The following is a 22,163-nucleotide window of genomic DNA, read 5'->3' as shown; positions in this document are numbered from 1 at the left end:
GAGGAACAATCTAGCAAGGAGAGAGCGGTCTTTGACGTCGCTTTGGCACAAAATGCAACATCTGAAAACACTTGCCACTTATCTCGCTTGTGCGCTGTCCAGAGCGGCCGTGATGGCTGTTATCCTGATCGTTTCCTTGTCAGCAGCAGAGGTGAAGTCGCCTTCCCGTCTTAGGCAACTGGTTTCCAACGTGATGTCGGTTTGTAACATAGGCATAGAGGGCTTCGGTGACGAAGCGGCTTATCATCAGTACGATGAACAATGCCATGGAACAGATGATGTATGACATGGTCGTTACCCCCACCGGCAATCTCGATCGTGATTTCGTCCAGATGATGACGCCTCATCACCAAGGAGCGATCAATATGGCCCGGATCTATCTGCGCTTCGGTAACAATGAGCAGTTGAAGTGCATTGCGCAGGAAATCATTATCGATCAGTTGCAGGAAATGAACGTCATGCGGCTGGCCATCGGTAATGAGCCGTTACTCCCTACACCGGCGCCAACGCAGGTTGAAAATAATTAGTGGTAGGGGAAAGGTCAGCTTATCGTGGTTTTATGAGTGCTGAAGATTTTCTTGGTTGGATACCGTCGGTGCATTCGACTTCTTGTCGCTCGTTCAGCGATTGAACGAATGGTTTGTTTTGTTATGATTTTCACGTGGACGAACTGACACGCAGGCAACAATTCTATCAGTTTTCGAAAGGGCTCCCGTGTACCGGACCTTCGCAGAGCGCAAGCTCACGGTCAGGGGGCAAATCCGTGAAGTTCGGCTCCAGAAACTCAAGAGTCATCTTGAATGCGCCGATGACCGGCAGACACCGGATCAGGTCTACTTCAACGCGCTGACACCGATAATGGCGGCGGCATAATCGAGGCGGAAATCCACTCGGCAAAACGCCAGAAACTGTTCAGACAAACCGAGCAACCTCTGATTACCCAGTCAGAATAAAACTTTATATAATATGCATTAACATCACATTTATTGCGGCATTCCCATCCTTCCTTTTGCACTACCAGCCACGGCTACGTTTCAATGGAACCAATAGCCTGTGTTGCCATTAGGTCTATAGCGGCACTCTTTCATGGAAGCCGCTGAAACGAACAGGAGGATTTGATCCATGAAACAGGTCAACCCGACTGAAGCAAGGCAAGGGCGCGAAGGCAAGCCCGTTCTCATGGTGCTGCTGATCAGTATCGCTGCGGTGCTGGCCGTCTGGGTGCTGGTGGAAATCTACGGCACCGCTATTTCCCCTGAGGAGAACACGCCCAACGGTGAGAACTCCTTGCCGCCTGCCGCAACCGAAACGGTTCCGCTGGCTCCGCAAAATGATTTGTGAGTGATCGTTATAGGCACACGCCCATAGCGGAACCAGACCCCACCATGTCCGTTATCGGGCATGGAACAATTCTGGGCTGAATTTACGCACGACAATGTAATCAGTTTGCCGGTGGTTGTGGCGCGAATGCTGCTGGCAACGCTGCTCGGTTCCATTATCGGACTGGAGCGCGAATGGCGCAGGCGTCCGGCCGGGCTGAAGACCCATATGCTGGTCTGTCTCGCATCCGCCACATTCACCATCGTTTCTCTGGAACTGGTCAATGTGGCGGTATTCAACGATCAGAATATCCGAATGGACCCTTCGCGGCTCGTGGAAGCGATTACAAGCGGCGTCGCCTTTCTGGCGGCGGGCTTCATCATTTTCGCACGCGGAAAAATAACCGGCATCACGACTGGCGCGGGCATGTGGCTTGCGGCATCCGTCGGCCTCGCCAGTGGTCTCGGCCTCTGGCACATCGCAATCATGGCGACGTTTATCGCCGTCACGGTTCTGATCGTGGTGGGAAGAATGGAAAATTCGGTTGGCCCAGACAACAGCAAGATCAAGGACAAAGCCTCCTAAGCTGTTATCGGGCCTGTAATGTTATCCCGAACGACACATCAGGCTGCGGCAAGCGCCTCAGCGATGCTGTCCTTCAAGGTGAGGCGCTGTTTGCGCAGGTTCGTTTCTTCTTCCTGGCTCACGGGCGCAATCTTCGTTTCGGCGCGGTGGATGCGGTCATTGACAGAATCATATTCTTCCAGAATGCGAGCAAAATGAGCATCCTTTGCTTTCAGGGCATGAATGGCGTCGAGCTGGCCGGGAAACTCTTCTCCGAGTGTATGGGGGGTGTTCGACATTCTGTGGCTCCTTCCTTTGGTTGAAACGAGCTTTGCAAGATGGTGAGTGAACGGCATTGATCGCAATCAAGACAGGCTGAAAGGAGCATGCCGAAACTGCATGGCTGGCATGCAAATGCCGATCTTCTAAGTCGTGTGAGCGCTCCCCATCTTTCAGGTGCGGACCAATGAAGTGTCCGTGATGGAGAGAAAAATGTTTACCCGCTTCAATAATCGTTTCGGTCGTGCATTCGCGCAATTCGGCAGCGCCGTTCGTGCTTCTGCTGCTGTACGCGCTGGTCAGAAGCCTACTGCCCAGGACCTTGAGACGCTTGGCATCGACGTTGACCAGTTCCGTCGTATTCAGGGTTGAGCAATTAAGTAAGCGTACGTGTATCTGAGTAAAAAGCCCCGGATTTCCGGGGCTTTTGTTTTTAGTCTTCGTCTGTCGCCATCTGGCTCAGCAGTTCGCCTTTGCCGCGCTGGCGCATGATCATGGGGACGATGACTGCGGCAATCGCCAGTGCGATCAGCACAATCGATACCCAGGAATGCACCAGAGTCATCGGGTTTCCCTGGCTGATCTGCAAGGCCTGACGCAGGCTTTTTTCGGCCATCGGTCCGAGGATCAGGCCCACGACAACCGGCGCGATGGGGTATGAGAAGCGCCGCAGCACATAGCCCAGCACACCGAATGCCAGAAGCAGGCCAAGCTCGAATGAAACCGGCAGGCCGAACAGCATCGAGGTGGAGGCATTCGCGCCGATTGTTCCAAGCGTTGCGAAAACCAGAATGCCTGCATAGAGCCAGTGGCGCGGGATGGTGAGCATCTTCACCCACAGGCCGATCAGCGGCAGGTTGAGAACCAGCAGCATCAGATTGGCAACAAGAAGGCTCGCCACCAGACCCCAGACCAGCGTGGCATTGGTCACGAACAGGAGAGGGCCGGGCTGTAGGCCGAACTGCTGGAAACCGGCGAGCATGATTGCAGCTGTCGCGGTGGTGGGCAGACCGAGCGTCAGAAGCGGGACGAGAGTTCCGGCGGCGGAAGCATTGTTGGCCGCCTCCGGCCCCGCAACGCCTTCGATAGCGCCTTTGCCGAATTCTTCCGGATGTTTCGAAAACTGCCGTTCCGCCGAATAGGAAAGGAAGCTCGACACATCCGCGCCGCCCGCCGGCATCGCTCCGATCGGAAAGCCGATGGCGGTGCCGCGCAGCCACGGCATCCACGAGCGCTTCCAGTCGTTCCTGGTCATCCAGACGGAACCCTTGACAGCGATGACTTCATCTTCTGGCCGAAGCTTCTTCGACACGACCGCAAGGGTTTCACCGATGGCGAACAGCGCCACTGCCAATGTGGTGACATTGATGCCATCGAGCAGGTTGGGCGTTCCCATGACAAGGCGTGCCTGTCCGGTCAGCTGATCAATGCCGATCAGGCCGAGCGCCAGTCCGATGAACAAGGATGTCAGGCCGCGTAATGTGGAATCGCCGAATGCAGCCGAGACCGTCATGAAGGCGAGAAGCATGAGCGCAAAATATTCGGACGGTCCGAAGGACAGGGCGAATTTCACGACCCATGGTGCGACGAAGGCAAGCGCCAGAGTGGCGATCAGGCCCGCAATGAACGAGCCGATGGCTGCTGTTGCAAGCGCTGGCCCGCCACGTCCGGCGCGTGCCATCTTGTTGCCCTCCAATGCGGTGACGATGGAGGCGCTTTCGCCCGGCGTATTCAGGAGGATCGATGTGGTCGAGCCGCCATACATGCCGCCGTAATAGATGCCCGCAAACATGATGAGGGAGCCGGAGGGGTCGAGCTTGTAGGTAACGGGCAGAAGGAGCGCGACGGTCAGCGCCGGGCCGATGCCAGGTAGCACACCAACGGCTGTGCCGAGCGTGACGCCGATTAACGCATACAGAAGATTCGATGGTTCAAGCGCCACCAGAAGCCCGTTGGCGAGAAGTGCGACAGTATCCATAATGGCATTTAGCCTTTAAAGCATTTCCAGCAAAAATGCGAAGCGGTTTTGCGTAGGATAATGCGACAAAACAAGGACTTAGGGCATTTCCAATGTTTCAGGGAATGCTCTAAACGAATTGTTCGAGCCAGCCGGACGGCAGCGATAGCTGCAGGCCGCGCGCAAAGATGAACCAGATCACGAAGGCGAAGACGATGCCGACGGGAACGCTGATCCAGAACTTGCGATAGCCGAAGCCACGGGCGGTTGCTGCGAAAAGCAGGCCGGTGGATAAGGAAAAGCCGACAGTCTTCATCGTCAGCATCTGGATGGCCAGACCGCCGATGATCCATGCCATCGGAGCAATTTCCTGATGCTCGCGCTCGGGAAAATCACCGCGAAGCGCCTCGAATACGGTCCATATGGCGAGGCCGAACAATCCGGCGGCAACGACATAAGGAACGGTTTTGGGCCCGACCGGCGAATAACTCGTCACGTCGTTGCCGTAGGTTGTCGACCATGCAATGGCAATGGCGACGGCTGCAAGAACGAGAGCGATGACAAGGGCGGCGAAATCTGGCGCCGCCCCTTCCGGGCGGCGCTTTTCCTGCGGTTCTGTTCCGGTCATTTGACGAGGCCGATTTCCTTGAGGATGGTCTCAGTCGCGGCGACGTCCTTGGCCAGCTGCTCCTTGAATGCCGGACCGGCGAGATAAGTATCCGCCCAGCCCTTGTCTTTCAGAGCCTTCTGCCAGGATTCGGACTTCACCATTTTCTCGATATCGGCATTGATGGCAGCTTCCTGTTCGGCAGTGATGCCGGGAGCCGCACCCACCATGCGCCAGTTCTGGATCGAAACATCTACGCCGCCTTCCTTGAAGGTCGGTGCGTCGATGCCTTCCACGCGCTCGTCGCTCGAAATGCCGATGATACGCAGCGTACCGGCCTTGATCTGGGCTTCGAATTCGCCGTAGCCGGAAATGCCAACAGTCACCTGATTGCCGAGAATGGCCGCCAGTGCTTCGCCGCCGCCGGAGAAAGCGATGTAGTTGACCTTTGTCGGGTCGACGCCTGCCGCCTTGGCAAAGAGGCCGGCGGTGATGTGGTCGGTGCCGCCCGCAGAACCGCCGCCCCACGAAACGGAGCCCGGATCAGCCTTCAGCTTTGCGGCAAGATCGCCAAGATTCTGGATGTCGGAAGATGCCGGTACGACGATGGCTTCATACTCGCCGGTGAGGCGTGCAATCGGCGTGATGGCATCGAGTGTCACCGGCGACTTGTTGGTCAAGATAGCGCCGACCATGACATAGCCGCCAACGATGAGCTGGCTCGGGTCGCCCTTGTTCTGGTTCACGAACTGCGCGAGGCCGATGGTGCCGCCAGCGCCCGGAACGTTGATGACCTGAACGCTGCCGGAAATCTTTTCGTCCTGAAGCGCGCTCTGCATTGTGCGCGCCGTCTGGTCCCAGCCGCCGCCAGGTGCTGCAGGCGCCAGCACTTTGTAGTCTTCTGCAGAAGCAGAGCCTGCCATCGCCAACGCCGCCACCGACGTCAGGGCCAGAATAAATCTACGCATATGTCCTCCCAGATAGAATGTATGCCGCCTTCCGGCGGACCTCCCCAAAGTCCCGCTCCTCTAGCGGGAGTTGTCTACATGGATATTGCCCAAAACAAATTCAATAGGCCAGCGTAAGCGACAATAGTTTGGCTGCAATTTAAGTAACTAGCTTTCGAAACAATTGAAAACTGCGCGCTGGAAATAGCCGTCGAGACCTGCTTGACGGTGACAACGGGCTAACGTAATAGTGTAACGACGGTTCCCCGACCGAGAGTGAAGGGGATTAATAGGGAACACGGTGAGGACGACCCGAAAAGGGGCCAAGACCGTGGCTGCCCCCGCAACTGTAAGCGGATTGCCGTTCATCCTCGTGACGTTCAAAGCGTCATGCCACTGTGCCGGAGAAGCGCGGGAAGGCAGATGAACAGCAGATATTCGTGAGCCAGGAGACCTGCCGTCTAGTGTTGTCCATTGTCACGGGCGGGGATGCCCGGAGCAGGAGCCGGTTATGACAGATTTCCGCGTCGCAGGACGCTTCCTCCCATCGTCATCGCATGATTTCGGTATGATCCCGGATATGCCTGTTCGTCTTCCGCGCCGGATTTTATCCGCCGCCTGACAGGGCGTCTTTCTCTCATCATTTCGGGGACTTTCATGAATATTCTCGGCAAGATGCCGTTTCGCGCCGCCTTTTGCGCGGCTGCATTTTTTCTCGCAGGCGGATTGGCCGCCCAGGCGGCGGAAACGCAATATCCGCTGACGCTGAAGAATTGCGGTCGGGAGGTAACCTTCAACCATGCACCCACCCGCGCCGTTGCAGTCGGACAAAGCAGCGCAGAAATTCTTTACAGCCTCGGCCTTGGCGACAAGGTTGTCGGCACGGCGGTGTGGTTCGGGCCTGTTCTCAAAGGCTTTGAAGAGGTAAATTCCAAGGTAAAGCGGCTCGCCGATAACGATCCGAGCTTCGAAAGCGTTCTGGCACAGAAGCCGGATATCGTGACGGCGGATTTCCAGTGGCATGTCGGCCCGGCGGGTATCGTGGCAAAGCCTGAACAGTTCGAGGAGCTGGGCATCCCGGCCTATACCTCGCCATCCGATTGCGTTGGCAAGGACAATTCCGGCGGCGGCGACGGCGTTCGTACAGCAGCGTTCAAGATGGGTATCGTCTATCAGGAAATCACCGAACTGGCGGAAATCTTCAATGTGCAGGACCGGGGCGAAAAACTCGTCGCCGATCTGAAGGCGCGCGAAGCGGCTGCGCGCGAAAAGGTTGGGTCTGCTGGCGGTAAGCTTTCCGCCGTTGTCTGGTTCTCCAGCACGCAGGTCGATGCCGATCCCTATGTTGCAGGCAAGTTCGGCGCGCCCGCCTATATTCTTTCGGTGCTTGGCATCAAGAATGTGATCGACAGCGAGGAAGAATGGCCGACGGTCGGATGGGAAACGATTGCAAAATCGAACCCTTCGATGATCGTGGCTGCGAAACTGGATCGCCGTCGCTATCCGGCTGACGACATTGCCGTCAAGCACCAGTTCCTCGAGAACGATCCGGTCACGAAGCTGATGCCTGCGGTCAAGGACAAGTATGTCTTCGACATGGATGCACAGTCGATGAGCACGTCGCTTCGCGTGATCGAAGGCATCGAAACGCTAGCTGCCGACATTGCCGCCTCGGGCCTGAACAAGTGACGGTTCGGGCGGCGACAACAGGCTTCAAACAGAAGGGAAGGGCACGCTCCGGCGTGTTCTTCCTGGCCTTTTCGCTTGTCCTGCTTCTTCTTGCCCTTTGGCTCGGAGCGGCGATAGGCGAAACGGCAATACCGCTTGATGTGGTCGCGAAGACCGTGGCCAATCGGGTGTGGAATGCCGGGTATCCGCTCGAACCCATCGATGAAGGGATCGTCTGGAGCTATCGCCTCAGCCGTGCGGTTATCGCGGCATGTTGTGGCGCGTCGCTCGCAATATCCGGTGTTATTCTGCAGTCGCTGCTTCGGAATTCGCTCGCTGATCCGTATATTCTGGGCATCTCCGCTGGTGCTTCGACAGGCGCTGTCGGCGTTGCTATTCTCGGCATAGGCGCTGGCGTGCTGACGCTTTCGCTGGGTGCGTTCATTGGCGCTATTGTTGCTTTCGGCCTCGTCTCCCTTCTGGCGTTGCGAGCGGGGCGCGGCAGCAGCGCGATCATCCTCGCAGGCATTGCGGGTTCACAGCTTTTCAATGCGCTAACGTCATTCATCGTCACAAAGGCTGCAAATGCCGAGCAGGCGCGCGGCATCATGTTCTGGCTTTTGGGTAATCTTTCCGGCGTGCGCTGGCCCGACGTCACACTTGCTCTGCCTGCCTGCCTGATTGGTCTGGCCATCTGCCTGTGGCATGCACGTGCGCTTGATGCCTTTACCTTCGGAACCGAATCCGCTGCTTCGCTCGGCATACCGGTGCGTCGCGTCTATGCGGTGCTGATTGGTGTCAGCGCCATGATGACGGCGGTCATGGTTTCCATCGTCGGCTCTGTCGGCTTTATCGGTCTCGTCATTCCCCATGCGGCGCGCATGGTGGTCGGGGTCAGACACGGCAGGCTGTTGCCTGCGGCAGCACTCATGGGCGCGATCTTCATGATCGTCGCCGATATTCTGTCGCGTATCATCATTCCGGGGCAGGTTCTGCCGATCGGTGTCATCACGGCCTTGTTCGGTGCACCGGCATTCGCCCTGTTGCTTGGACAAAGGAGGGCGTCGTCATGATTCTCTCAGCACGCGATGTCGGCTGGTCGGCAGGCAATGTCGAAATTTTGCGCAATGTTTCGCTGGACGTGGCGGAAGGTGAGTTTCTTGGCATCATCGGGCCGAACGGATCGGGAAAGACCAGTTTTCTCTCGCTGCTGTCCGGCGTTCGCAGGTGCCATGTCGGCGAAATCAGCCTGTGCGGCGCGCCCATCGACAGTTTCAGCCGCCGCGAGATAGCCCGGAAAATGGCACTGGTCGAGCAGCAGGCGGGTACGACAGAACGCATTACGGCACGTCAGGCCGTCGAACTCGGGCGGACACCCTATCTAGGTGCGTTGTCGCCGTGGTCAACGGAGGATGATGCCGTCGTTGACCAGGCGCTGGTCAATGTCGATATGGCTCATCTGGCAGACCGCTGCTGGCATACGCTTTCCGGCGGTGAACGGCAGCGTCTGCATATAGCCCGTGCCCTGGCGCAGGAACCGCAGATTTTGCTTCTGGACGAGCCAACCAATCATCTCGATATCGGACACCAGATCGGATTGCTCGATCTTGTCAGCCGCCAGAAGTTGACAGTCGTGGCTGCGTTGCATGACCTGAACCATGCCGCAATGTTCTGCGACCGCATTGCGGTGATGGATAAGGGGAACCTCGTTGCGCTCGGTACGCCACGCGATGTCTTGCGCGCAGAGCGTATTAACGAGGTTTTTGGTGTCGACGTTGATGTCGAATATCAGGGCATTGGCGGTTGTCACATCCGTTATCGTGCGCCGAGCCGCCGTTCTCTGGAACTCAGACATTCTGCATGATCGCTTATACGTAAGTCTCTGTCATGTTTGATTCAGTTCTTCTAATAAGCGGGAAATAAATGGGATTATACATTAGATATCTCTAATGTAGTTACTATGAAATCTTGGGTAACATCATGAAAATATGTCGTTCTTTCAAATTTTACTCACAGTAATTTGAGCCATTTTGTTGACAAACTGTTTCCATTGTGTTGACGATTGGGTTATATAGTCTTAGCGCATCAGGGCAATGTACTCATTTGCAAGGCCGTGGCTTTTCTTGTTGAGTGCAGGCTGATGGATAGAAGAGATCATAGTCTGATTTGTTCCGTCATTCACGGTCCTGATATGCGGGTCGTTCCGGTTTTGGGTCGGAAAGATCCGTTTTAAATAAAGAAACATTATTGGCATGTTCGCAAGAATGCGGCATGTGGCGAATGCATTTTTTATCAATGAGTTACTATATTTATAAAGAGCGGCGGCTTTTCGTTTTGGAAAGCCGCCGTTGTTTTATCAAGGGTACTGCGCGCCGGTCACGGCCAGATAGACCGCATAGAGCGACTTCGTCGCCGTGATGAACAGGCGGTTACGGCGTGGACCGCCGAAGGTCACATTGGCGACCGTCTGCGGCGTCTTGATCTTGCCGAGCAGCGTGCCTCCCGGCGAGAAGCAATGCACGCCGTCGCTCGCGCTGGTCCACAGATTGCCATCCGTATCGAAGCGGAAACCATCCGGCAGGCCCTTGTCGATGGTGCAGAACACACTGCCGCCCAACAGGCGCTTGCCGCCGTCCACAACGTCGAAAACGCGGATGTGGCGCGGCGCATTCTCGTCGTGGCTATAGGCGCTGTCGGCCACATAGAGCTTGGTTTCGTCCGGCGAGAAAGCCAAGCCATTCGGCTGGTGGAAATCGGTCACCATGGCATCGATCTCGCCGGTCTTCGGGTCGAGGCGATAGACATTGCGCGATGGCTGTTCAGGATCGGCCTTGTAGCCTTCATAATCCGCCAGAATGCCGTAGGTCGGATCGGTGAACCACACCGTTCCATCCGAGCGCACGACAACATCGTTCGGCGCATTGAGCTTTTTGCCCTGATAGCTGTCGGCCAGCACGGTGATGCTGCCATCCGGTTCCGTGCGGGTGACGCGACGGCCCCCATGTTCGCAGGTGACGAGGCGTCCTTCGCGGTCGCGCGTATTGCCGTTGGAGAAATTGGACGGGTTGCGGAACACCGAAACGCCGCCTTCCGGCACCCAGCGCAAGATGCGCTGGTTCGGGATATCGCTCCACAGAAGGCAGTTCAGGTCGTTGAACCAGACCGGGCCTTCCGCCCAACGGCAGCCGCTGTAAAGTTCGTCCAGATCGGCGCTTGGCACGATCATCTGCTTGAAACGTTCGTCGTGGATTTCGTAGATCGAAACAGTCTGAGACAAGGAATATACTCCGAAGAAATTTTATCGCTCAGCGCGTCGGCTGCTGGCGAGGAAGATCACCGCGATGATGGTGAGGCCAGTCAGCACGAGGCGAACACCGGCGCCGAAGCCGTAGGTGTTGAGCATCGAGACTATGAGGAACATGAAGAGCGCGGCACCCCAAATACCAGGGATATTGGAATCGCCGCCCGCAACCGCCGTGCCGCCGATGATGACGACTGCAATCGACATCAAGAGGTATTCCGCTCCCATGTTCAGCGCCGCACCGCCCGAGAAACAGGCGAGCAGGAAGCCGCAGAGCGATGCCAGCACCGCGCAGAGCAGATAGGTGACGAAGCGTGTGCCATCAACCGGAACGCCTGCCATGCGGGCTGCGAACGGGTTCTGACCGATTGCCGAAATCCAGCGCCCATAGATGCTCTTTTTCAGAAACACCCAGCCAATGACCGACAGGATCAGCGCCACGATGGCGACATTGGGAATGCCGAGCGTGGAGGCGGTGGTGAATTGTGCGAGGCTTTCCGGCGGCTTCACGCGCAGGCCGCGATTGCTCCAGATGGCGGTGGACTGGATCAGGAAGCTCATCGACAGGGTGGCGATGATGGGCGGAATGCGCAGGAGCTTGATCAGTGCATAATTGCAGATGCCGATGGCAAGGCCGATCAGCAGCGCTACGGCGAGGCCTGCCAGAATCATGCCGTCCTGCGTATCCATGAGTTTCAGTGCCAGGGTGGCGGCAAGCGTCATGTTGGCCGGGACCGACAGATCGATATTACCGGGGCCGAGCGTGATGACGAACATCTGGCCGAGCCCGACGATCACCGAAAAGGACGCGAAGGTGAAGGCCGCGTGGGAAAGCCCGTGCGCGCCCGCGCCACCGGTGAAGAGAATGGTGACAATCCAAACCGCTGCTGCCGCGATAAACGACCATATCCACGGGCGGCTGGCGAGGAAGGACATGGGGACGGATGGGGCGTTCATTGCTTTTTCTCCCTCTTTTCGAGGCGGTTGAGGAAGAGGCGCAAGGCCAGCACCACGATGAGAATGCCGCCCTGCGCGCCGATCTGCCAGTCCGGCGAAATGCGCATGAAGGAGAGGAACGAGCCCGCAAGGGTCAGTGTTAACGCGCCGATGACAGCGCCGATGGGCGAAACGCGTCCGCCGACGAATTCGCCGCCGCCCAGAATGACGCCCGCAATGGAAAGAAGCGTATAACGTAACGCGATATTGGCATCTGCCGAGGTGGTGAGGCCGACCAAGGCGATCCCGGCCAGCACGGCGAAAAAGGCGGCCAGCGCATAGGTCGCGGCGCGGATGGCCGTAACCGACCAGCCTGCGCGCTCGATGGAGCGGGTATTGCCGCCTGCACCGCGCATCAGTACGCCGAAGGTCGAGCGCATGACGATGAAATGCGCGGCGACGGCAATCACGATGCTGGCAACGATGGCCATCGGCATGAAAGGGGGCTTGGCCGTCATGATCCAGCGCGCCCAGCCCGGTGCCTGCCCGCCGGGCGAGGGTAGCAGCAGCACGGCGAGGCCGCCCCACACGAAACTCATGCCGAGCGTCACGACGATGGAAGGCAGATTGCGCAGATGGATGATCGCGCCGAGTGCCGCATAAGCGGCAATTGCGGCTGCGAGGATCAGCACACCGATAAGGGGAGCCGTGTTGAGCCAGGTCGCCGCAACGCAGACGACAAAGCTCACAAAGGTTCCCATCGAAAGATCGAGATCGTTGACGGCCATGATCAGCATCTGAGCGATGGTCGCGAGCGCGATGGGCACTGCCAGATTGAAAAGCAGGTTCAGCCCCGTATAGCTCATGGCGCGCGGCTGCATGTAGAAGACGGCAGCAAGGAGCAAAATCAGCGAGAATACCGGCGTCAGCAGGCGGATGGAGGAAGAGGAAAGGCGCATTATTCGTGACCTCCCTCAAAGGATGCTGCAAGCACGTTCTTTTCCGTAATGTCTTCGCCGGTCAGTTCCGCAACGATAGCGCCGTCGCGGAAAACATAGACGCGGTCACAAAGTTCGATTTCGTCCATTTCGGTGGAGTACCAGACGAAGGTGCGTCCGTTTTCGGCCTCGTGGCGCAGGATTTCATAGACTTCCTGCTTGGTGCCGACATCGACGCCGCGCATCGGATCGTCCATCAAAATGGCGTTGGCGCTGGTCGCCAGCGCGCGGGCAAAAAGCACCTTTTGCTGGTTGCCGCCCGATAAGGACAGGATACGATTTCTCATATCCGGCGTGCGGATTTGGATGCGGTCTTTCCACTGGCCGCCAAGCGCGTCTTCACGCTTCCGGTCAACGAGCTTTGCAGACGACAGCCGGTCCAGCGAGCCGATGGTAAGGTTGTGCAGAATGCTCCACAGCGGGAAAGTGCCGTTGAGGCTGCGGTCGCCCGCCACAAAAGCGATTTCGCAATTGCGGGCCGGAACCCAGTTGGGTCGCCGCGCATAGTAAAGATCGAGCAGCATCCTGGTCTGTCCGTGTCCGGCAAGACCAGCGAGGCCGATGACTTCCCCTTTGAACGCCTGAAACGGCTTGATGTCGCTGGCGCGCTTGGCGAATGACAGAATAGGCGTGCAGCTCGCATCGGTTTTTGCAACGCGGCGCGCCGTTTTCTCGCGCTCGACGCTGCCCATGGCTTCAACGAGGCTGCGGTTGGTGAAATCTTTGGCCGCGCGATTGGCGACGACCTTGCCGTCCTTCATCACCACGATGCGGTCGGAGGTGGAGAGAATTTCGCCCAGCATATGCGAAATGAGAATAACGGAGCCGCCCACGCCGACGAAACGGCGCACATAGGCCATCAGCTGCGCGGCAATGCCGGCGTCGAGCGAGGAGGTGGGCTCATCGAGAATGACAAGCTTTGGCGCAGTGCCGGGTGCGGTGAAGTTGATGGCGATTTCCACCATCTGCCGCTCGGCGATGGAAAGCTCGTCAATGGTGGCAGTACTGTCGATCTTGTGACCGGGGAAGATCTCGTCAAGCTTCTTGGCGATGAGTTCGACGGCCTTGCCGCGCCAGTTCGCGCCGGTGAGGTCGCGCTGCATGATGCGGACATTTTCCGCAATGGTGAGGTTTGGAAACAGCGACAATTCCTGAAACACGCAGCGCACGCCGTGCTTGCGCGCCATCGCCACGCCGTTTTCCCGGCCGGGCGCCGGTTCGCCATGATAGGAAATGCTGCCCTCATGCGGGGAAAGCCCGCCATTGATGACATTGACGATGGTGGATTTGCCAGCGCCATTATGGCCGACCAGCCCCACGCATTCGCCTTCGCGGATCACGAGTTCGGCGCCATCCAGTGCTTTTACCGCACCGAACTGCACGCGAATATTGCGCGCGGCGACGACCTCCTGTTTCTCAGCTGTTTCTGTCATACACTCAACTAACGATTGGACGTTTCCGGCGAGGCAAAGAGCCCGACCCCTGGAAAGGCGTCAAAGTAAAGGGACAAAGAAGGGGCGAGGATGAACTCGCCCCTCATGTTTTGGGCTGATCCGCTTAGAGCGCGTTTCGATCTGATAGGATCAGATCGGCGCTCTAAGCGTTTGTTATAACGCGCATCTTTTCCGAAAACCGTTTCACACTTTTCGGGATGCGCTTTATTTCGCGGCGTCGATAACCTTCTGCGCGTCTTCCAGCGAATATTCGACATTGGCGACGCCACCCTTCTGGGTGTTGGCCAGATCCTTGTCGAGCGATTCCTGGCTGACGCTGAGGAATGGAACGACGAGGTCCTTCTTTACGTCCTTGCCGTCGAGAATCTGCTGCGCGACCCAGAAAGCCAGCGTGGACACGCCCGGTGCAATCGAAACCGACATGGTTTCATAGCCGTTGGCGTCCTTCTGCTGCTTCCACCACTGCAGTTCGTCTTCACGGTTGCCCATGATGATGGTCGGCGTTTCGCGCTTGGCGGCAGCAAAGGCCTGTGCCGCGCCGTAGCCGTCGCCGCCCTGCGTCACTACAGCGTCGATCTTCGGCAGGCTTGGCAGGATGCCGGCAACAGCGCGCTGCGCAACGTCGGCGGCCCAGTCACCATTGACGGAACCGACGATCTTGAACTTCGGATGCTTCTTCACGCCTTCTTCGATACCGGCATGAATATTGTCATCGACCGAAACACCGGCGAGGCCGCGGATTTCCAGCAGGTTGCCGCCATCCGGGTAACGCTTTGCGAGATAGTCGATCTGGCCTTCGCCCATCGCCTTGAAATCGACCGCGATGCGCCATGCGCAAGGCTCGGTCACAATGCCGTCGAAGGAAACGACGGTGATGCCCGCATCGCAGGCTTCCTTCACCGCACCATTCAGGGCGGTCGGCGAAGCGGCGTTGATGACGATGGCGTCATAGCCCTGCAGGATCATGTTCTGGATCTGGGCGGCCTGTTCCGTCGCCTGATTTTCGGCGGTCGTGAACGGATCGGCGGCAGCCACCACGCCAGCCTTCACGGCTTCCTTGGTGATCTTGTCCCAGCTTTGCAGCATGGCCTGACGCCAGGAGTTACCGGCGTAATTGTTCGAGAATGCAATCTTCTTCGATGAAGTGTCGGCGAGTGCGCCGCCTGCCATAAGAACGCCTGCCAGCGCCGCAGACGCAAAAAGGATTTTCCCAAGCTTCATTTTTTCCTCCCGGTTGCTAATATTTCGCCCCGCCGCTCCTCAACGGCACCAATCGCAATTGACATGATTTCACTCTTGTCTTGCGGGCAATTTTCTGGTGAAGCGAGGATGAAAGAAGAGGAGCCTTCTGTGAAGGCCGAAAGAAGCAACTGAGCTGCGGGATCGCGCAGCAAAATTGCGGGAACCCGCAAGACGCACTGAGGATATCACGGCGTATTATAGCTTCATGAGCAATTTGCGTTTGGAGGAGAAACGCTTGGCCGAACTCGCGCCCCAACGGTTGCTCGACCACTATCTGAATATTTCCAGATTGCTGGCGGGACAACTCGACTTCGATTCCATTATTCAGGCGGTAGCGACCGAAATTGCCTGCATCCTGCCCTACGATCATCTCGACGTTTGCATCAAGATGCTCGATGGCAAGTTCCACATTGCCTATGAGGCCGGTATAGCAACTGCCTGGAGCCGCAATCCGCCAGCGCTTCTGTCCGGCAGTCCGATCCGCACCCTATTGTCAGGCGAAGCGGGTTATCTCCTGACCGACGATGCGCGCACCGATCCGCGCTTTCATTTCGAAGGCTCGTTTTCCAGCCCGATCATCGAGCATGATCTCAAGGGGCGCGTCCATGTTCCGCTCAAGGCACAGGGCGATATTATCGGAGCGCTGAGCTGTTCCAGCCTGATATCGGCCTGCTACACCATGCGGGACGTGCAAAACGCTCAGTCGATTGCAGATCTGCTTGCGCCTTATTTCTACGCAATTCGTGCTGCGGAGCAGGCCAAACGTTCTGCTATCGTGGAAACGGAAGCGCGTGCCCGCGAAGAAGGCTTGCGTTTCGGCGCTCTTAAACTGACCGAGGCGCTGGAAACGGAGCGCCATCGCATAGGCATGGATTTGCACGATCAGACGCTGGCCGACTTGACTCGCCTTGCGCGCCACGTGGAACGGCTTACGCATGCTCCCGACCTCTCAGGCGAGCAGCTTGAACCGCTGTTTCGCGGGCTCCAGCATTGCATGCACGATCTCAGGCAAATCATTGAAGAAGCTAAGCCTTCGATCCTTCAGTTATTCGGTTTTGTGCAGGCGACGGAAAATCATCTTGATCGTTCGGTGCGTGACAGCGGTTCGTCCATCGAATGGACGCTGGACGATCATAGCGACAGCATGGCTGACGGGCTGGAGGAAACGGTTGCGACCTCGCTGTTCCGCATTGTGCAGGAAGCAATCAATAATACAATCCGTCACGCCCACGCCAGCCGGTTGCGCGTAACGTTTCGCAACAAGGGCGGCCGACTGCATGTGGAGGTCGCAGACAATGGTATCGGCATGGATCGCCAGATGCAGCGTCCTAGCAGTGGGCATGGAATCGACAATATGCGTACGCGCGCGCGGTTGATTTCTGCAAGTTTCGCTATCAGGAAAAACGGGGAAGGTGGCGGCACCAGCGTGACGATCCATCTGCCTGCAGAGATGTGCCGGGAGGCCGGAGGGTAAAATGCATATTCTGATTGTGGAAGATGACCCGCTGCATCGCGCTTATCTTGGCGAGGCGGTGCGTGCAGCATTGCCTGAGTGCAGCGATGTTCTGGAAGCCGACAACGGCTCGGCAGGTGAGAAGCTGGCCCGTCAGCATCGTGCGGCTCATATCGTCATGGATCTGCAGATGAACGGGCGCAACGGCATCGAGGCGGCGCGCACCATCTGGAAGGAGAATCCTGAAACGCGCATTCTATTCTGGTCGAACTATGCCGATGAGGCCTATGTGCGTGGTGTGTCACGCATCGTGCCGGCAGGTGCGGCTTATGGCTATGTGTTGAAATCGGCGTCCGATGACAAGCTGCGGCTGGCATTGCGCAGCATCTTCGTTGAGGCGCAATGCGTCATTGATCGCGAAGTGCGCGGTCTGCAGCAAAAAAGTCTTGGGCATGCCAGTGGGTTCAGCGAAAGTGAATATGAAATTCTGGTCGATATCGCGCTGGGGCTGACGGATCGCGTTATTGCGCGCCGCCGCAATCTGTCGCTGAGAAGCGTTCAGAACAGATTGCAGCAACTCTATGAAAAGCTTGGTGTTTATCAGGAGAAGGGGGAGCCGGAGGAAGGGCGTTTCAACCTCCGGGCTCGTGCCGTGACGGTTGCGCTTTTGCGCAAGCTTTTGAACTACAGCGCGCTCGAACGCGCTGAAATAGAACTCAACGACTGGATCAGCCGACAGCCGCCTTCAGGCGACGCTGTTCCAGATCGAGGCCGAGTTCCGCCGCGCGGGCAATGACCGGCGCGAACCGGCGGCGCTTCTTTTCCTCGTGGTTCGAGGCAATGTCGGCGATGCGATGTTTGAGGAAAGGATTGAGGAACCGCTCCCGCACCGAAGCCACGTAAGCTTCGGCCTGTTCGCCAATGCCGTCCGCAATAAATACCGGCAGGACTTCCTCACGCCAGACCGCTTCCAGTTCGTTCCGGATCGTCTCGTCCTGCATGGCTTCCAGCACGATCTCATCTTTCGGGCGGCTGCCCTTGAGCCATTGTTCCGCGATGAATGTATGGCCGAGATTGAGCAGATAGAGCTTCAGGCGCTCATAGCGCGCAAGATCGTCGGTGACGACGATATCGTCGTGTTCACAAGGGAGCGTCAGACCGTCGGCCTTCTCGATTGCCCAGAGTGCGTAGGGCTCGGCAATGGCGCCGATCGGTTCGATGGGTTCGGAAACGATGCGGTCGACCAGGCTGTTGGCAAAGATGCACCGGGTTTCGAGCCATTGCACGAAACCGTCCGGCATTTTCCAGTCATGGGCCAAGCCGATAAGGATCGAGCGCAGCTTGTCGCCATTGCGCGAGATCAGCTCGCAGGGAAACAGCGACAATGGCGCATCGAAATTGTGCTGCCAGCGATGATGCAAAAGCACCAGAAGCTTGGCCGGAAAACTCTTCGGCAAAGCATCCGGATTGGCAAGAAGGGAGCTGTCATCGCTTCTGTCGAGTTCGTAGCCCTTGTCGCCGGTATTGGAGAGGATCACATCGACGCTGGCGCCAAGGTCGAGAATCGCCGCCCAGTCGTGATGCGCGGAATAGGCAACGGTAACGCCCTTCGCCTGATGTTCTGTCCCGGATGGCTTGCCGTCGACAAGCCCACGGATCATTACGGGATAGCTGCGGCTTTCGTTCAAAGCGGCAATGCGCTGGCTACTCTGCGGATTTGAAGTCGTTTGCACGACGGCAATTGTCCCAATGGCTTTGCCCTTGGAAAGCGCCTCCGAAACAAAGAAATCGGCATGAGCCAACAGAAAACGGCTGGTGCCGAACTGCAGGATCGCTGGCTTTTCGTGCATGACCTTCTCCCATAAATCGTTGGTTTTAACTAAGCGATGCACGGTAAATTGGTCAAGCCAGTAGGATTCTTTATCGAACGATTGGTTTGGTTCCACATGTTGAAATGCGCGATTTGCCGCAATTAACCGGGTTTTTAAGCATATTGCGCTTCTGTCCGGTTGGAAATATGGTAAGGCCAATTCGAGGAGAGGCGGATTTGGGAGTGCTATGAGCGATTTTACGGCAACTGCGGAACCGCGCAGGCTTTATCAGCAGATCGCAGATCGGGTGAGAAGCCTTATCCAGGACGGCCAGTTTCCTGCTGGCAGCAGGCTGCCAGCTGAACGCGAGCTGGCGCAGCAACTTGGCGTGTCGCGGCCTTCGCTACGCGAGGCGCTGATTGCTCTCGAAATCGCCGGCAATGTCGAAATCCGCATGGGTTCCGGCATCTACGTCACGGCAGAGTCGGAAAAGCGTTCGCTTTCGCATGGCGCTTCCATCGGCGAGAGCCCACTCGAAATCATGCAGGCACGCGAAATGGTCGAAGGCAGCGTGGTTGTCACGGCTTGTGCGCGCATGACGCCCGAGACGCTGGCCGAATTGCGCGCAACGATTGATGCAATGAAGGTGAATGTCGATGCTGGGCGCAAGGCGATTGAGCTCGACAGGCAGTTTCATCTGCTCATTGCCGAGCAATCGGGCAATTCCGTGCTGGTGCGCATCGTGCGCGACCTTTTTGACGAGCGGCATAGTCCGCTGACGTCGCATATCAGGACGCGCTTCGAGGATAACGATACATGGGCTCTGGCTCTGGCCGAGCACGAAGCGATCTATGCGGCGCTGGAAGCGAGGGATCCGCTTCAGGCGCAGGCAGCCATGCGAACGCATCTGGACCGATCCAAGCAGCGTTGGATGGATAACGAACCCAGCGAGTGATTAGCCGGGACGATTTGGGAGTGAGGTCAGACAAATGAATGAATCCGTTGATACAGCGGTTGCGCCGGTTATTCTGCTGCATCCGTCGGATGATGTTGCGGTTGCGCGCATTTCGGTTCGCGCCGGTGATCCGATCGGTCTTGACGGGATCAGGGCCAGCGAACTGATCGGACGCGGACACAAGGTTGCCATTCGCGATATTCCGGAAGGCAAGGAAGTCCTGAAATACGGTCAGGTGATCGGCGTAGCGACGAAGGACATTGCGCAAGGCGAGCATGTGCATTTGCAGAACCTCGCCATGCTGCCCTCCGAACACGAGCATCAGTTCTCCATCGATATCGATGAACGCGGTATGCTGCCGGAGGCGGAGCGTCGTCATTTCATGGGCTATGACCGGGGCGCTGGCGGTGTCGGCACACGCAATTTCATTGGCGTGATTTCGTCGGTCAATTGCTCGGCCACGGTGTCGCGTTACATCGCCGATTATTTCAACCGCATGGGCGGTCTCGATGGTTTCGACAATGTCGATGGCGTCGTGGCGCTGACGCATGGCAGCGGCTGTGCGCTCAACACCAAGTCGGAAGGCTATCGTCTTTTGACACGCACTATTCAGGGCTATGCCAAGCATCCGAATTTCGGCGGCATATTGCTGATCGGGCTTGGCTGCGAAACCAACCAGATTGCGCCGATCCTGGAACATTATCGCATGGAAGAAGGCTCACGCCTGCGCACTATGACGATCCAGCAGCATGGTGGCACGCGCAAAACCATCGATCATGCGATAGCCGAGATCAAGGAAATGCTGCCGCTGGTCAATTCGGCGGTGCGAACTAAGCAGCCCTTGTCGAAGTTGAAAGTGGCGCTGGAATGCGGTGGCTCGGATGGTTATTCCGGCATTTCGGCCAATCCGGCATTGGGCTATGCCTCGGACCTTATCGTGCGCAATGGCGGCACGACCGTTCTTTCGGAAACGCCGGAAATCTACGGTGCCGAACATCTTTTGACCCGTCGCGCAGTAACGCCTGCGGTGGCGGAGAAGCTGTTGCAGCGCATCGACTGGTGGCGTGATTACACGGCGCGCAATGGCGACGAGCTCAACAACAACCCATCGCATGGCAACAAGCTCGGCGGGCTGACCACCATTCTGGAAAAGTCGCTCGGTGCAGTTGCCAAGGGCGGCTCCATGCCGCTCAAGGCCGTCTATGAGTTTGCCGAATCCGTCACGGAACAAGGTTTCACTTTCATGGATACGCCGGGTTACGATCCCGTCGCGGTGACTGGACAGGTAGCCGGTGGCTGCAACGTGATCTGCTTCACCACTGGCCGTGGTTCGGTTTCCGGCTTTAAACCTTCGCCTTGCATCAAGATCGCCACGAATTCCGAAATGTACGAGCACATGAAGGAAGACATGGACATCAATTGCGGCGGTATCGTCACCGGCGACGAGACCATCGAACAGTCCGGCACCCGCATCTTCGAACATATCATCGCGGTCGCATCCGGCGAGAAGACGTTGAGCGAAGTCTACGACTATGGCGACAACGAATTCGTGCCTTGGCAGATCGGCGCCGTAACCTGATCCCTTTCTTTAATGACGACTGACAGGAATAATTCGATGGTCAAAGCTCTGCGTATCGAGAGCGAAAACGTCACACGTTTTGCAGAAATCGACGAAGCGCCGTTGCTGGCCGGTCAAGTCCGTGTGCGGGTTCGGCATGTGGGTCTGTGCGGCAGCGATCTGAACACCTTCAAGGGGCTTAATCCGCTGGTGCAACTGCCACGTATTCCGGGGCATGAAATCGGCGGCGAGATCATGGAAGCCGGAGAGGGCGTCAGTGCTGCCTACGCCAAAGGCAAGCGGGTCATCGTGCTACCCTATACGAATTGCGGTGAATGTTCGTCCTGTCGCAAAGGTCGGCTTAATGCGTGCCGATATAACAAGACGCTTGGCGTCCAGCAAAATGGCGGCCTGGCTGACCAGATCGTGCTGCCTGCCGAAAAGCTGATCCTGAACGATACGCTGGCACCTCGTCATCTGGCGCTGGTCGAGCCGCTTTCGGTTGGTTTCCATGCCGTCGAGCGCGGACGCGTTCAGGCAGGCGATACGGTTGCTGTTCTCGGTTGCGGCATGATTGGCATGGGCGTTCTCATCGGCGCGCTTGCGCGCGGTGCGAAGGTTGTCGCCATTGACCCAAGCGCTGAAAAGCGCGAACTGGCGCTGCAATTCGGAGCAACGCACGCACTGCCGGGCGGTGAGGATGTTGTCGCGAAGGTTCAGGAACTGACCAATGACGACGGTGTGGACGTTGCTTTTGAAGCGGTTGGCTTACCGATCACCTTCACGCAGGCTGTCGATCTTGCGGGCTTTGCGGGCCGGGTAGTTTATGTGGGCTATTCCAAGGCGCCCGTCACCTACCAGACGCAGTTCTTCAACCTGAAGGAACTCGACATCATGGGATCGCGCAATGCGACGCTCATCGATTTTGAGGCCGTCATTGCGCATCTGGAAAAGCTTGGGGCGGATGCCGACAAGCTGATCTCGAAGATATTTCCGTTCGACGAAGCTGAAGCGGCACTTCCCTATTGGGACGGTGATCGCAATGTTTTGAAGATCATCATCGAACGCGACTGAAATCGAAGCAAATGCTCCACGTCGGGAAGGAAGACGTGG

22 protein-coding genes, 1 pseudogene and 1 riboswitch are annotated in these 22,163 nt (G+C 57.4%); of the genes and pseudogenes, 13 read left to right on the top strand and 10 right to left on the bottom strand.

What is annotated here, in order from left to right:
• Positions 1-31: 31 nt before the first annotated feature.
• The 4 genes and pseudogenes from JNC70_RS01630 to JNC70_RS01615 all read left to right on the top strand — a co-directional run bounded on the left by JNC70_RS01630 (position 32) and on the right by JNC70_RS01615 (position 1,905).
• The gene (locus JNC70_RS01630; RefSeq protein ID WP_167394084.1) at positions 32-286 is read left to right on the top strand and encodes a hypothetical protein; all 255 of its coding nucleotides are present in this window, start codon (positions 32-34) and stop codon (positions 284-286) included.
• Positions 258-527 (top strand): annotated as a pseudogene (locus tag JNC70_RS01625) (DUF305 domain-containing protein); the annotation flags it as partial. The gene JNC70_RS01630 and the pseudogene JNC70_RS01625, both read left to right, overlap by 29 nt.
• 595 nt (positions 528-1,122) lie before the next feature.
• Positions 1,123-1,341, top strand: a complete 219-nt coding sequence (locus tag JNC70_RS01620; protein ID WP_104756772.1) for a hypothetical protein — start codon at positions 1,123-1,125, stop codon at positions 1,339-1,341.
• 60 nt (positions 1,342-1,401) lie between these two features.
• On the top strand, positions 1,402-1,905 hold the full coding sequence (locus tag JNC70_RS01615; RefSeq protein WP_104756771.1) for an MgtC/SapB family protein: 504 nt from the start codon (positions 1,402-1,404) through the stop codon (positions 1,903-1,905).
• A 38-nt stretch (positions 1,906-1,943) separates the two neighbouring features.
• Here the strand turns inward: JNC70_RS01615 and JNC70_RS01610 are convergent, their stop codons facing one another.
• The gene (locus JNC70_RS01610; protein ID WP_061346959.1) at positions 1,944-2,183 is read right to left on the bottom strand and encodes an HP1242/YdcH family protein; all 240 of its coding nucleotides are present in this window, start codon (positions 2,181-2,183) and stop codon (positions 1,944-1,946) included.
• 193 nt (positions 2,184-2,376) lie between these two features.
• Here JNC70_RS01610 and JNC70_RS01605 point away from each other — a divergent pair, with 193 nt between their 5' ends.
• Positions 2,377-2,535 (top strand): hypothetical protein, encoded by a 159-nt coding sequence (locus tag JNC70_RS01605; protein ID WP_100229493.1) that lies wholly within the window; start codon positions 2,377-2,379, stop codon positions 2,533-2,535.
• Between the two features lie 61 nt (positions 2,536-2,596).
• Here the strand turns inward: JNC70_RS01605 and JNC70_RS01600 are convergent, their stop codons facing one another.
• The 3 genes from JNC70_RS01600 to JNC70_RS01590 all read right to left on the bottom strand — a co-directional run bounded on the left by JNC70_RS01600 (position 2,597) and on the right by JNC70_RS01590 (position 5,695).
• The gene (locus tag JNC70_RS01600; protein ID WP_104756770.1) at positions 2,597-4,141 is read right to left on the bottom strand and encodes a tripartite tricarboxylate transporter permease; all 1,545 of its coding nucleotides are present in this window, start codon (positions 4,139-4,141) and stop codon (positions 2,597-2,599) included.
• A gap of 109 nt (positions 4,142-4,250) precedes the next feature.
• Positions 4,251-4,748: a tripartite tricarboxylate transporter TctB family protein gene (locus tag JNC70_RS01595; protein WP_010659103.1), complete on the bottom strand. Its 498-nt coding sequence runs from the start codon at positions 4,746-4,748 to the stop codon at positions 4,251-4,253.
• Entirely contained in the window at positions 4,745-5,695 is a 951-nt protein-coding gene (locus JNC70_RS01590; RefSeq protein WP_061346962.1) for a Bug family tripartite tricarboxylate transporter substrate binding protein, read from the bottom strand. The genes JNC70_RS01595 and JNC70_RS01590 overlap by 4 nt, the downstream gene beginning before the upstream one ends.
• Positions 5,696-5,916: 221 nt before the next feature.
• A riboswitch (cobalamin riboswitch) is annotated at positions 5,917-6,150 on the top strand.
• A gap of 181 nt (positions 6,151-6,331) precedes the next feature.
• Between JNC70_RS01590 and JNC70_RS01585 the strand changes: the two genes are divergently transcribed.
• From JNC70_RS01585 to JNC70_RS01575, 3 genes are read left to right on the top strand one after another with little or no spacing between them, the layout of a single operon-like run.
• On the top strand, positions 6,332-7,363 hold the full coding sequence (locus tag JNC70_RS01585; RefSeq protein ID WP_104756769.1) for an ABC transporter substrate-binding protein: 1,032 nt from the start codon (positions 6,332-6,334) through the stop codon (positions 7,361-7,363).
• On the top strand, positions 7,360-8,415 hold the full coding sequence (locus JNC70_RS01580; protein WP_104756768.1) for a FecCD family ABC transporter permease: 1,056 nt from the start codon (positions 7,360-7,362) through the stop codon (positions 8,413-8,415). The genes JNC70_RS01585 and JNC70_RS01580 overlap by 4 nt, the downstream gene beginning before the upstream one ends.
• Positions 8,412-9,206, top strand: coding sequence for an ABC transporter ATP-binding protein (locus JNC70_RS01575; protein WP_104756767.1), 795 nt, complete (start codon positions 8,412-8,414; stop codon positions 9,204-9,206). The genes JNC70_RS01580 and JNC70_RS01575 overlap by 4 nt, the downstream gene beginning before the upstream one ends.
• A gap of 492 nt (positions 9,207-9,698) precedes the next feature.
• Here the strand turns inward: JNC70_RS01575 and JNC70_RS01570 are convergent, their stop codons facing one another.
• The 5 genes from JNC70_RS01570 to JNC70_RS01550 form a co-directional block, all read right to left on the bottom strand.
• A complete protein-coding gene (locus JNC70_RS01570; RefSeq protein ID WP_104756810.1) occupies positions 9,699-10,568 on the bottom strand; it encodes an SMP-30/gluconolactonase/LRE family protein in 870 nt (289 codons plus the stop codon).
• Positions 10,569-10,640: 72 nt separating this feature from the next.
• Entirely contained in the window at positions 10,641-11,600 is a 960-nt protein-coding gene (locus JNC70_RS01565) for an ABC transporter permease (protein ID WP_245414786.1), read from the bottom strand.
• Positions 11,597-12,538 carry an ABC transporter permease gene (locus JNC70_RS01560; RefSeq protein ID WP_104756765.1) on the bottom strand — a complete coding sequence of 314 codons (942 nt, stop codon included), beginning with the start codon at positions 12,536-12,538 and terminating at the stop codon, positions 11,597-11,599. Before JNC70_RS01560 ends, JNC70_RS01565 begins: the two co-directional genes overlap by 4 nt.
• Positions 12,538-14,010 (bottom strand): sugar ABC transporter ATP-binding protein, encoded by a 1,473-nt coding sequence (locus JNC70_RS01555; RefSeq protein WP_104756764.1) that lies wholly within the window; start codon positions 14,008-14,010, stop codon positions 12,538-12,540. Before JNC70_RS01555 ends, JNC70_RS01560 begins: the two co-directional genes overlap by 1 nt.
• 225 nt (positions 14,011-14,235) lie before the next feature.
• Positions 14,236-15,252 (bottom strand): ABC transporter substrate-binding protein, encoded by a 1,017-nt coding sequence (locus JNC70_RS01550; protein WP_104756763.1) that lies wholly within the window; start codon positions 15,250-15,252, stop codon positions 14,236-14,238.
• 256 nt (positions 15,253-15,508) lie between these two features.
• Here JNC70_RS01550 and JNC70_RS01545 point away from each other — a divergent pair, with 256 nt between their 5' ends.
• Both JNC70_RS01545 and JNC70_RS01540 read left to right on the top strand, forming a co-directional pair.
• Positions 15,509-16,747, top strand: coding sequence for a GAF domain-containing sensor histidine kinase (locus tag JNC70_RS01545; RefSeq protein WP_104756809.1), 1,239 nt, complete (start codon positions 15,509-15,511; stop codon positions 16,745-16,747).
• 1 nt (position 16,748) lies between these two features.
• Positions 16,749-17,522, top strand: coding sequence for a response regulator transcription factor (locus JNC70_RS01540; RefSeq protein ID WP_104756762.1), 774 nt, complete (start codon positions 16,749-16,751; stop codon positions 17,520-17,522).
• Here the strand turns inward: JNC70_RS01540 and JNC70_RS01535 are convergent.
• Entirely contained in the window at positions 17,455-18,576 is a 1,122-nt protein-coding gene (locus JNC70_RS01535; RefSeq protein WP_104756761.1) for a mannitol dehydrogenase family protein, read from the bottom strand. The genes JNC70_RS01540 and JNC70_RS01535 overlap by 68 nt on opposite strands.
• Before the next feature lie 208 nt (positions 18,577-18,784).
• Here JNC70_RS01535 and JNC70_RS01530 point away from each other — a divergent pair, with 208 nt between their 5' ends.
• From JNC70_RS01530 to JNC70_RS01520, 3 genes are read left to right on the top strand one after another with little or no spacing between them, the layout of a single operon-like run.
• On the top strand, positions 18,785-19,492 hold the full coding sequence (locus JNC70_RS01530) for a FadR/GntR family transcriptional regulator (RefSeq protein WP_061346972.1): 708 nt from the start codon (positions 18,785-18,787) through the stop codon (positions 19,490-19,492).
• Between the two features lie 34 nt (positions 19,493-19,526).
• Positions 19,527-21,071 (top strand): D-arabinonate dehydratase, encoded by a 1,545-nt coding sequence (locus JNC70_RS01525; protein WP_104756760.1) that lies wholly within the window; start codon positions 19,527-19,529, stop codon positions 21,069-21,071.
• A gap of 36 nt (positions 21,072-21,107) precedes the next feature.
• Positions 21,108-22,124, top strand: a complete 1,017-nt coding sequence (locus JNC70_RS01520) for a zinc-binding alcohol dehydrogenase family protein (RefSeq protein ID WP_104756759.1) — start codon at positions 21,108-21,110, stop codon at positions 22,122-22,124.
• The last annotated feature ends 39 nt before the right edge of the window (positions 22,125-22,163 follow it).

Origin of the sequence: Brucella oryzae, from assembly GCF_041929965.1 — a bacterium.
GTDB lineage: Bacteria > Pseudomonadota > Alphaproteobacteria > Rhizobiales > Rhizobiaceae > Brucella > Brucella oryzae.
Note: the sequence above shows the minus strand (reverse complement) of the source record. Positions and strands in the feature narration are given on the sequence as shown.

Coding starts and splice junctions, on each gene's coding strand:
- JNC70_RS01620 (WP_104756772.1), top strand. CDS start 1,123: ATGAAACAGGTCAACCCGACTGAAGCAAGGCAAGGGCGCGAAGGCAAG.
- JNC70_RS01615 (WP_104756771.1), top strand. CDS start 1,402: ATGGAACAATTCTGGGCTGAATTTACGCACGACAATGTAATCAGTTTG.
- JNC70_RS01610 (WP_061346959.1), bottom strand. CDS start 2,183: ATGTCGAACACCCCCCATACACTCGGAGAAGAGTTTCCCGGCCAGCTC.
- JNC70_RS01605 (WP_100229493.1), top strand. CDS start 2,377: ATGTTTACCCGCTTCAATAATCGTTTCGGTCGTGCATTCGCGCAATTC.
- JNC70_RS01600 (WP_104756770.1), bottom strand. CDS start 4,141: ATGGATACTGTCGCACTTCTCGCCAACGGGCTTCTGGTGGCGCTTGAA.
- JNC70_RS01595 (WP_010659103.1), bottom strand. CDS start 4,748: ATGACCGGAACAGAACCGCAGGAAAAGCGCCGCCCGGAAGGGGCGGCG.
- JNC70_RS01590 (WP_061346962.1), bottom strand. CDS start 5,695: ATGCGTAGATTTATTCTGGCCCTGACGTCGGTGGCGGCGTTGGCGATG.
- JNC70_RS01585 (WP_104756769.1), top strand. CDS start 6,332: ATGAATATTCTCGGCAAGATGCCGTTTCGCGCCGCCTTTTGCGCGGCT.
- JNC70_RS01575 (WP_104756767.1), top strand. CDS start 8,412: ATGATTCTCTCAGCACGCGATGTCGGCTGGTCGGCAGGCAATGTCGAA.
- JNC70_RS01570 (WP_104756810.1), bottom strand. CDS start 10,568: ATGATCGTGCCAAGCGCCGATCTGGACGAACTTTACAGCGGCTGCCGT.
- JNC70_RS01565 (WP_245414786.1), bottom strand. CDS start 11,600: ATGAACGCCCCATCCGTCCCCATGTCCTTCCTCGCCAGCCGCCCGTGG.
- JNC70_RS01560 (WP_104756765.1), bottom strand. CDS start 12,538: ATGCGCCTTTCCTCTTCCTCCATCCGCCTGCTGACGCCGGTATTCTCG.
- JNC70_RS01555 (WP_104756764.1), bottom strand. CDS start 14,010: ATGACAGAAACAGCTGAGAAACAGGAGGTCGTCGCCGCGCGCAATATT.
- JNC70_RS01550 (WP_104756763.1), bottom strand. CDS start 15,252: ATGAAGCTTGGGAAAATCCTTTTTGCGTCTGCGGCGCTGGCAGGCGTT.
- JNC70_RS01540 (WP_104756762.1), top strand. CDS start 16,749: ATGCATATTCTGATTGTGGAAGATGACCCGCTGCATCGCGCTTATCTT.
- JNC70_RS01535 (WP_104756761.1), bottom strand. CDS start 18,576: ATGCACGAAAAGCCAGCGATCCTGCAGTTCGGCACCAGCCGTTTTCTG.
- JNC70_RS01530 (WP_061346972.1), top strand. CDS start 18,785: ATGAGCGATTTTACGGCAACTGCGGAACCGCGCAGGCTTTATCAGCAG.
- JNC70_RS01525 (WP_104756760.1), top strand. CDS start 19,527: ATGAATGAATCCGTTGATACAGCGGTTGCGCCGGTTATTCTGCTGCAT.
- JNC70_RS01520 (WP_104756759.1), top strand. CDS start 21,108: ATGGTCAAAGCTCTGCGTATCGAGAGCGAAAACGTCACACGTTTTGCA.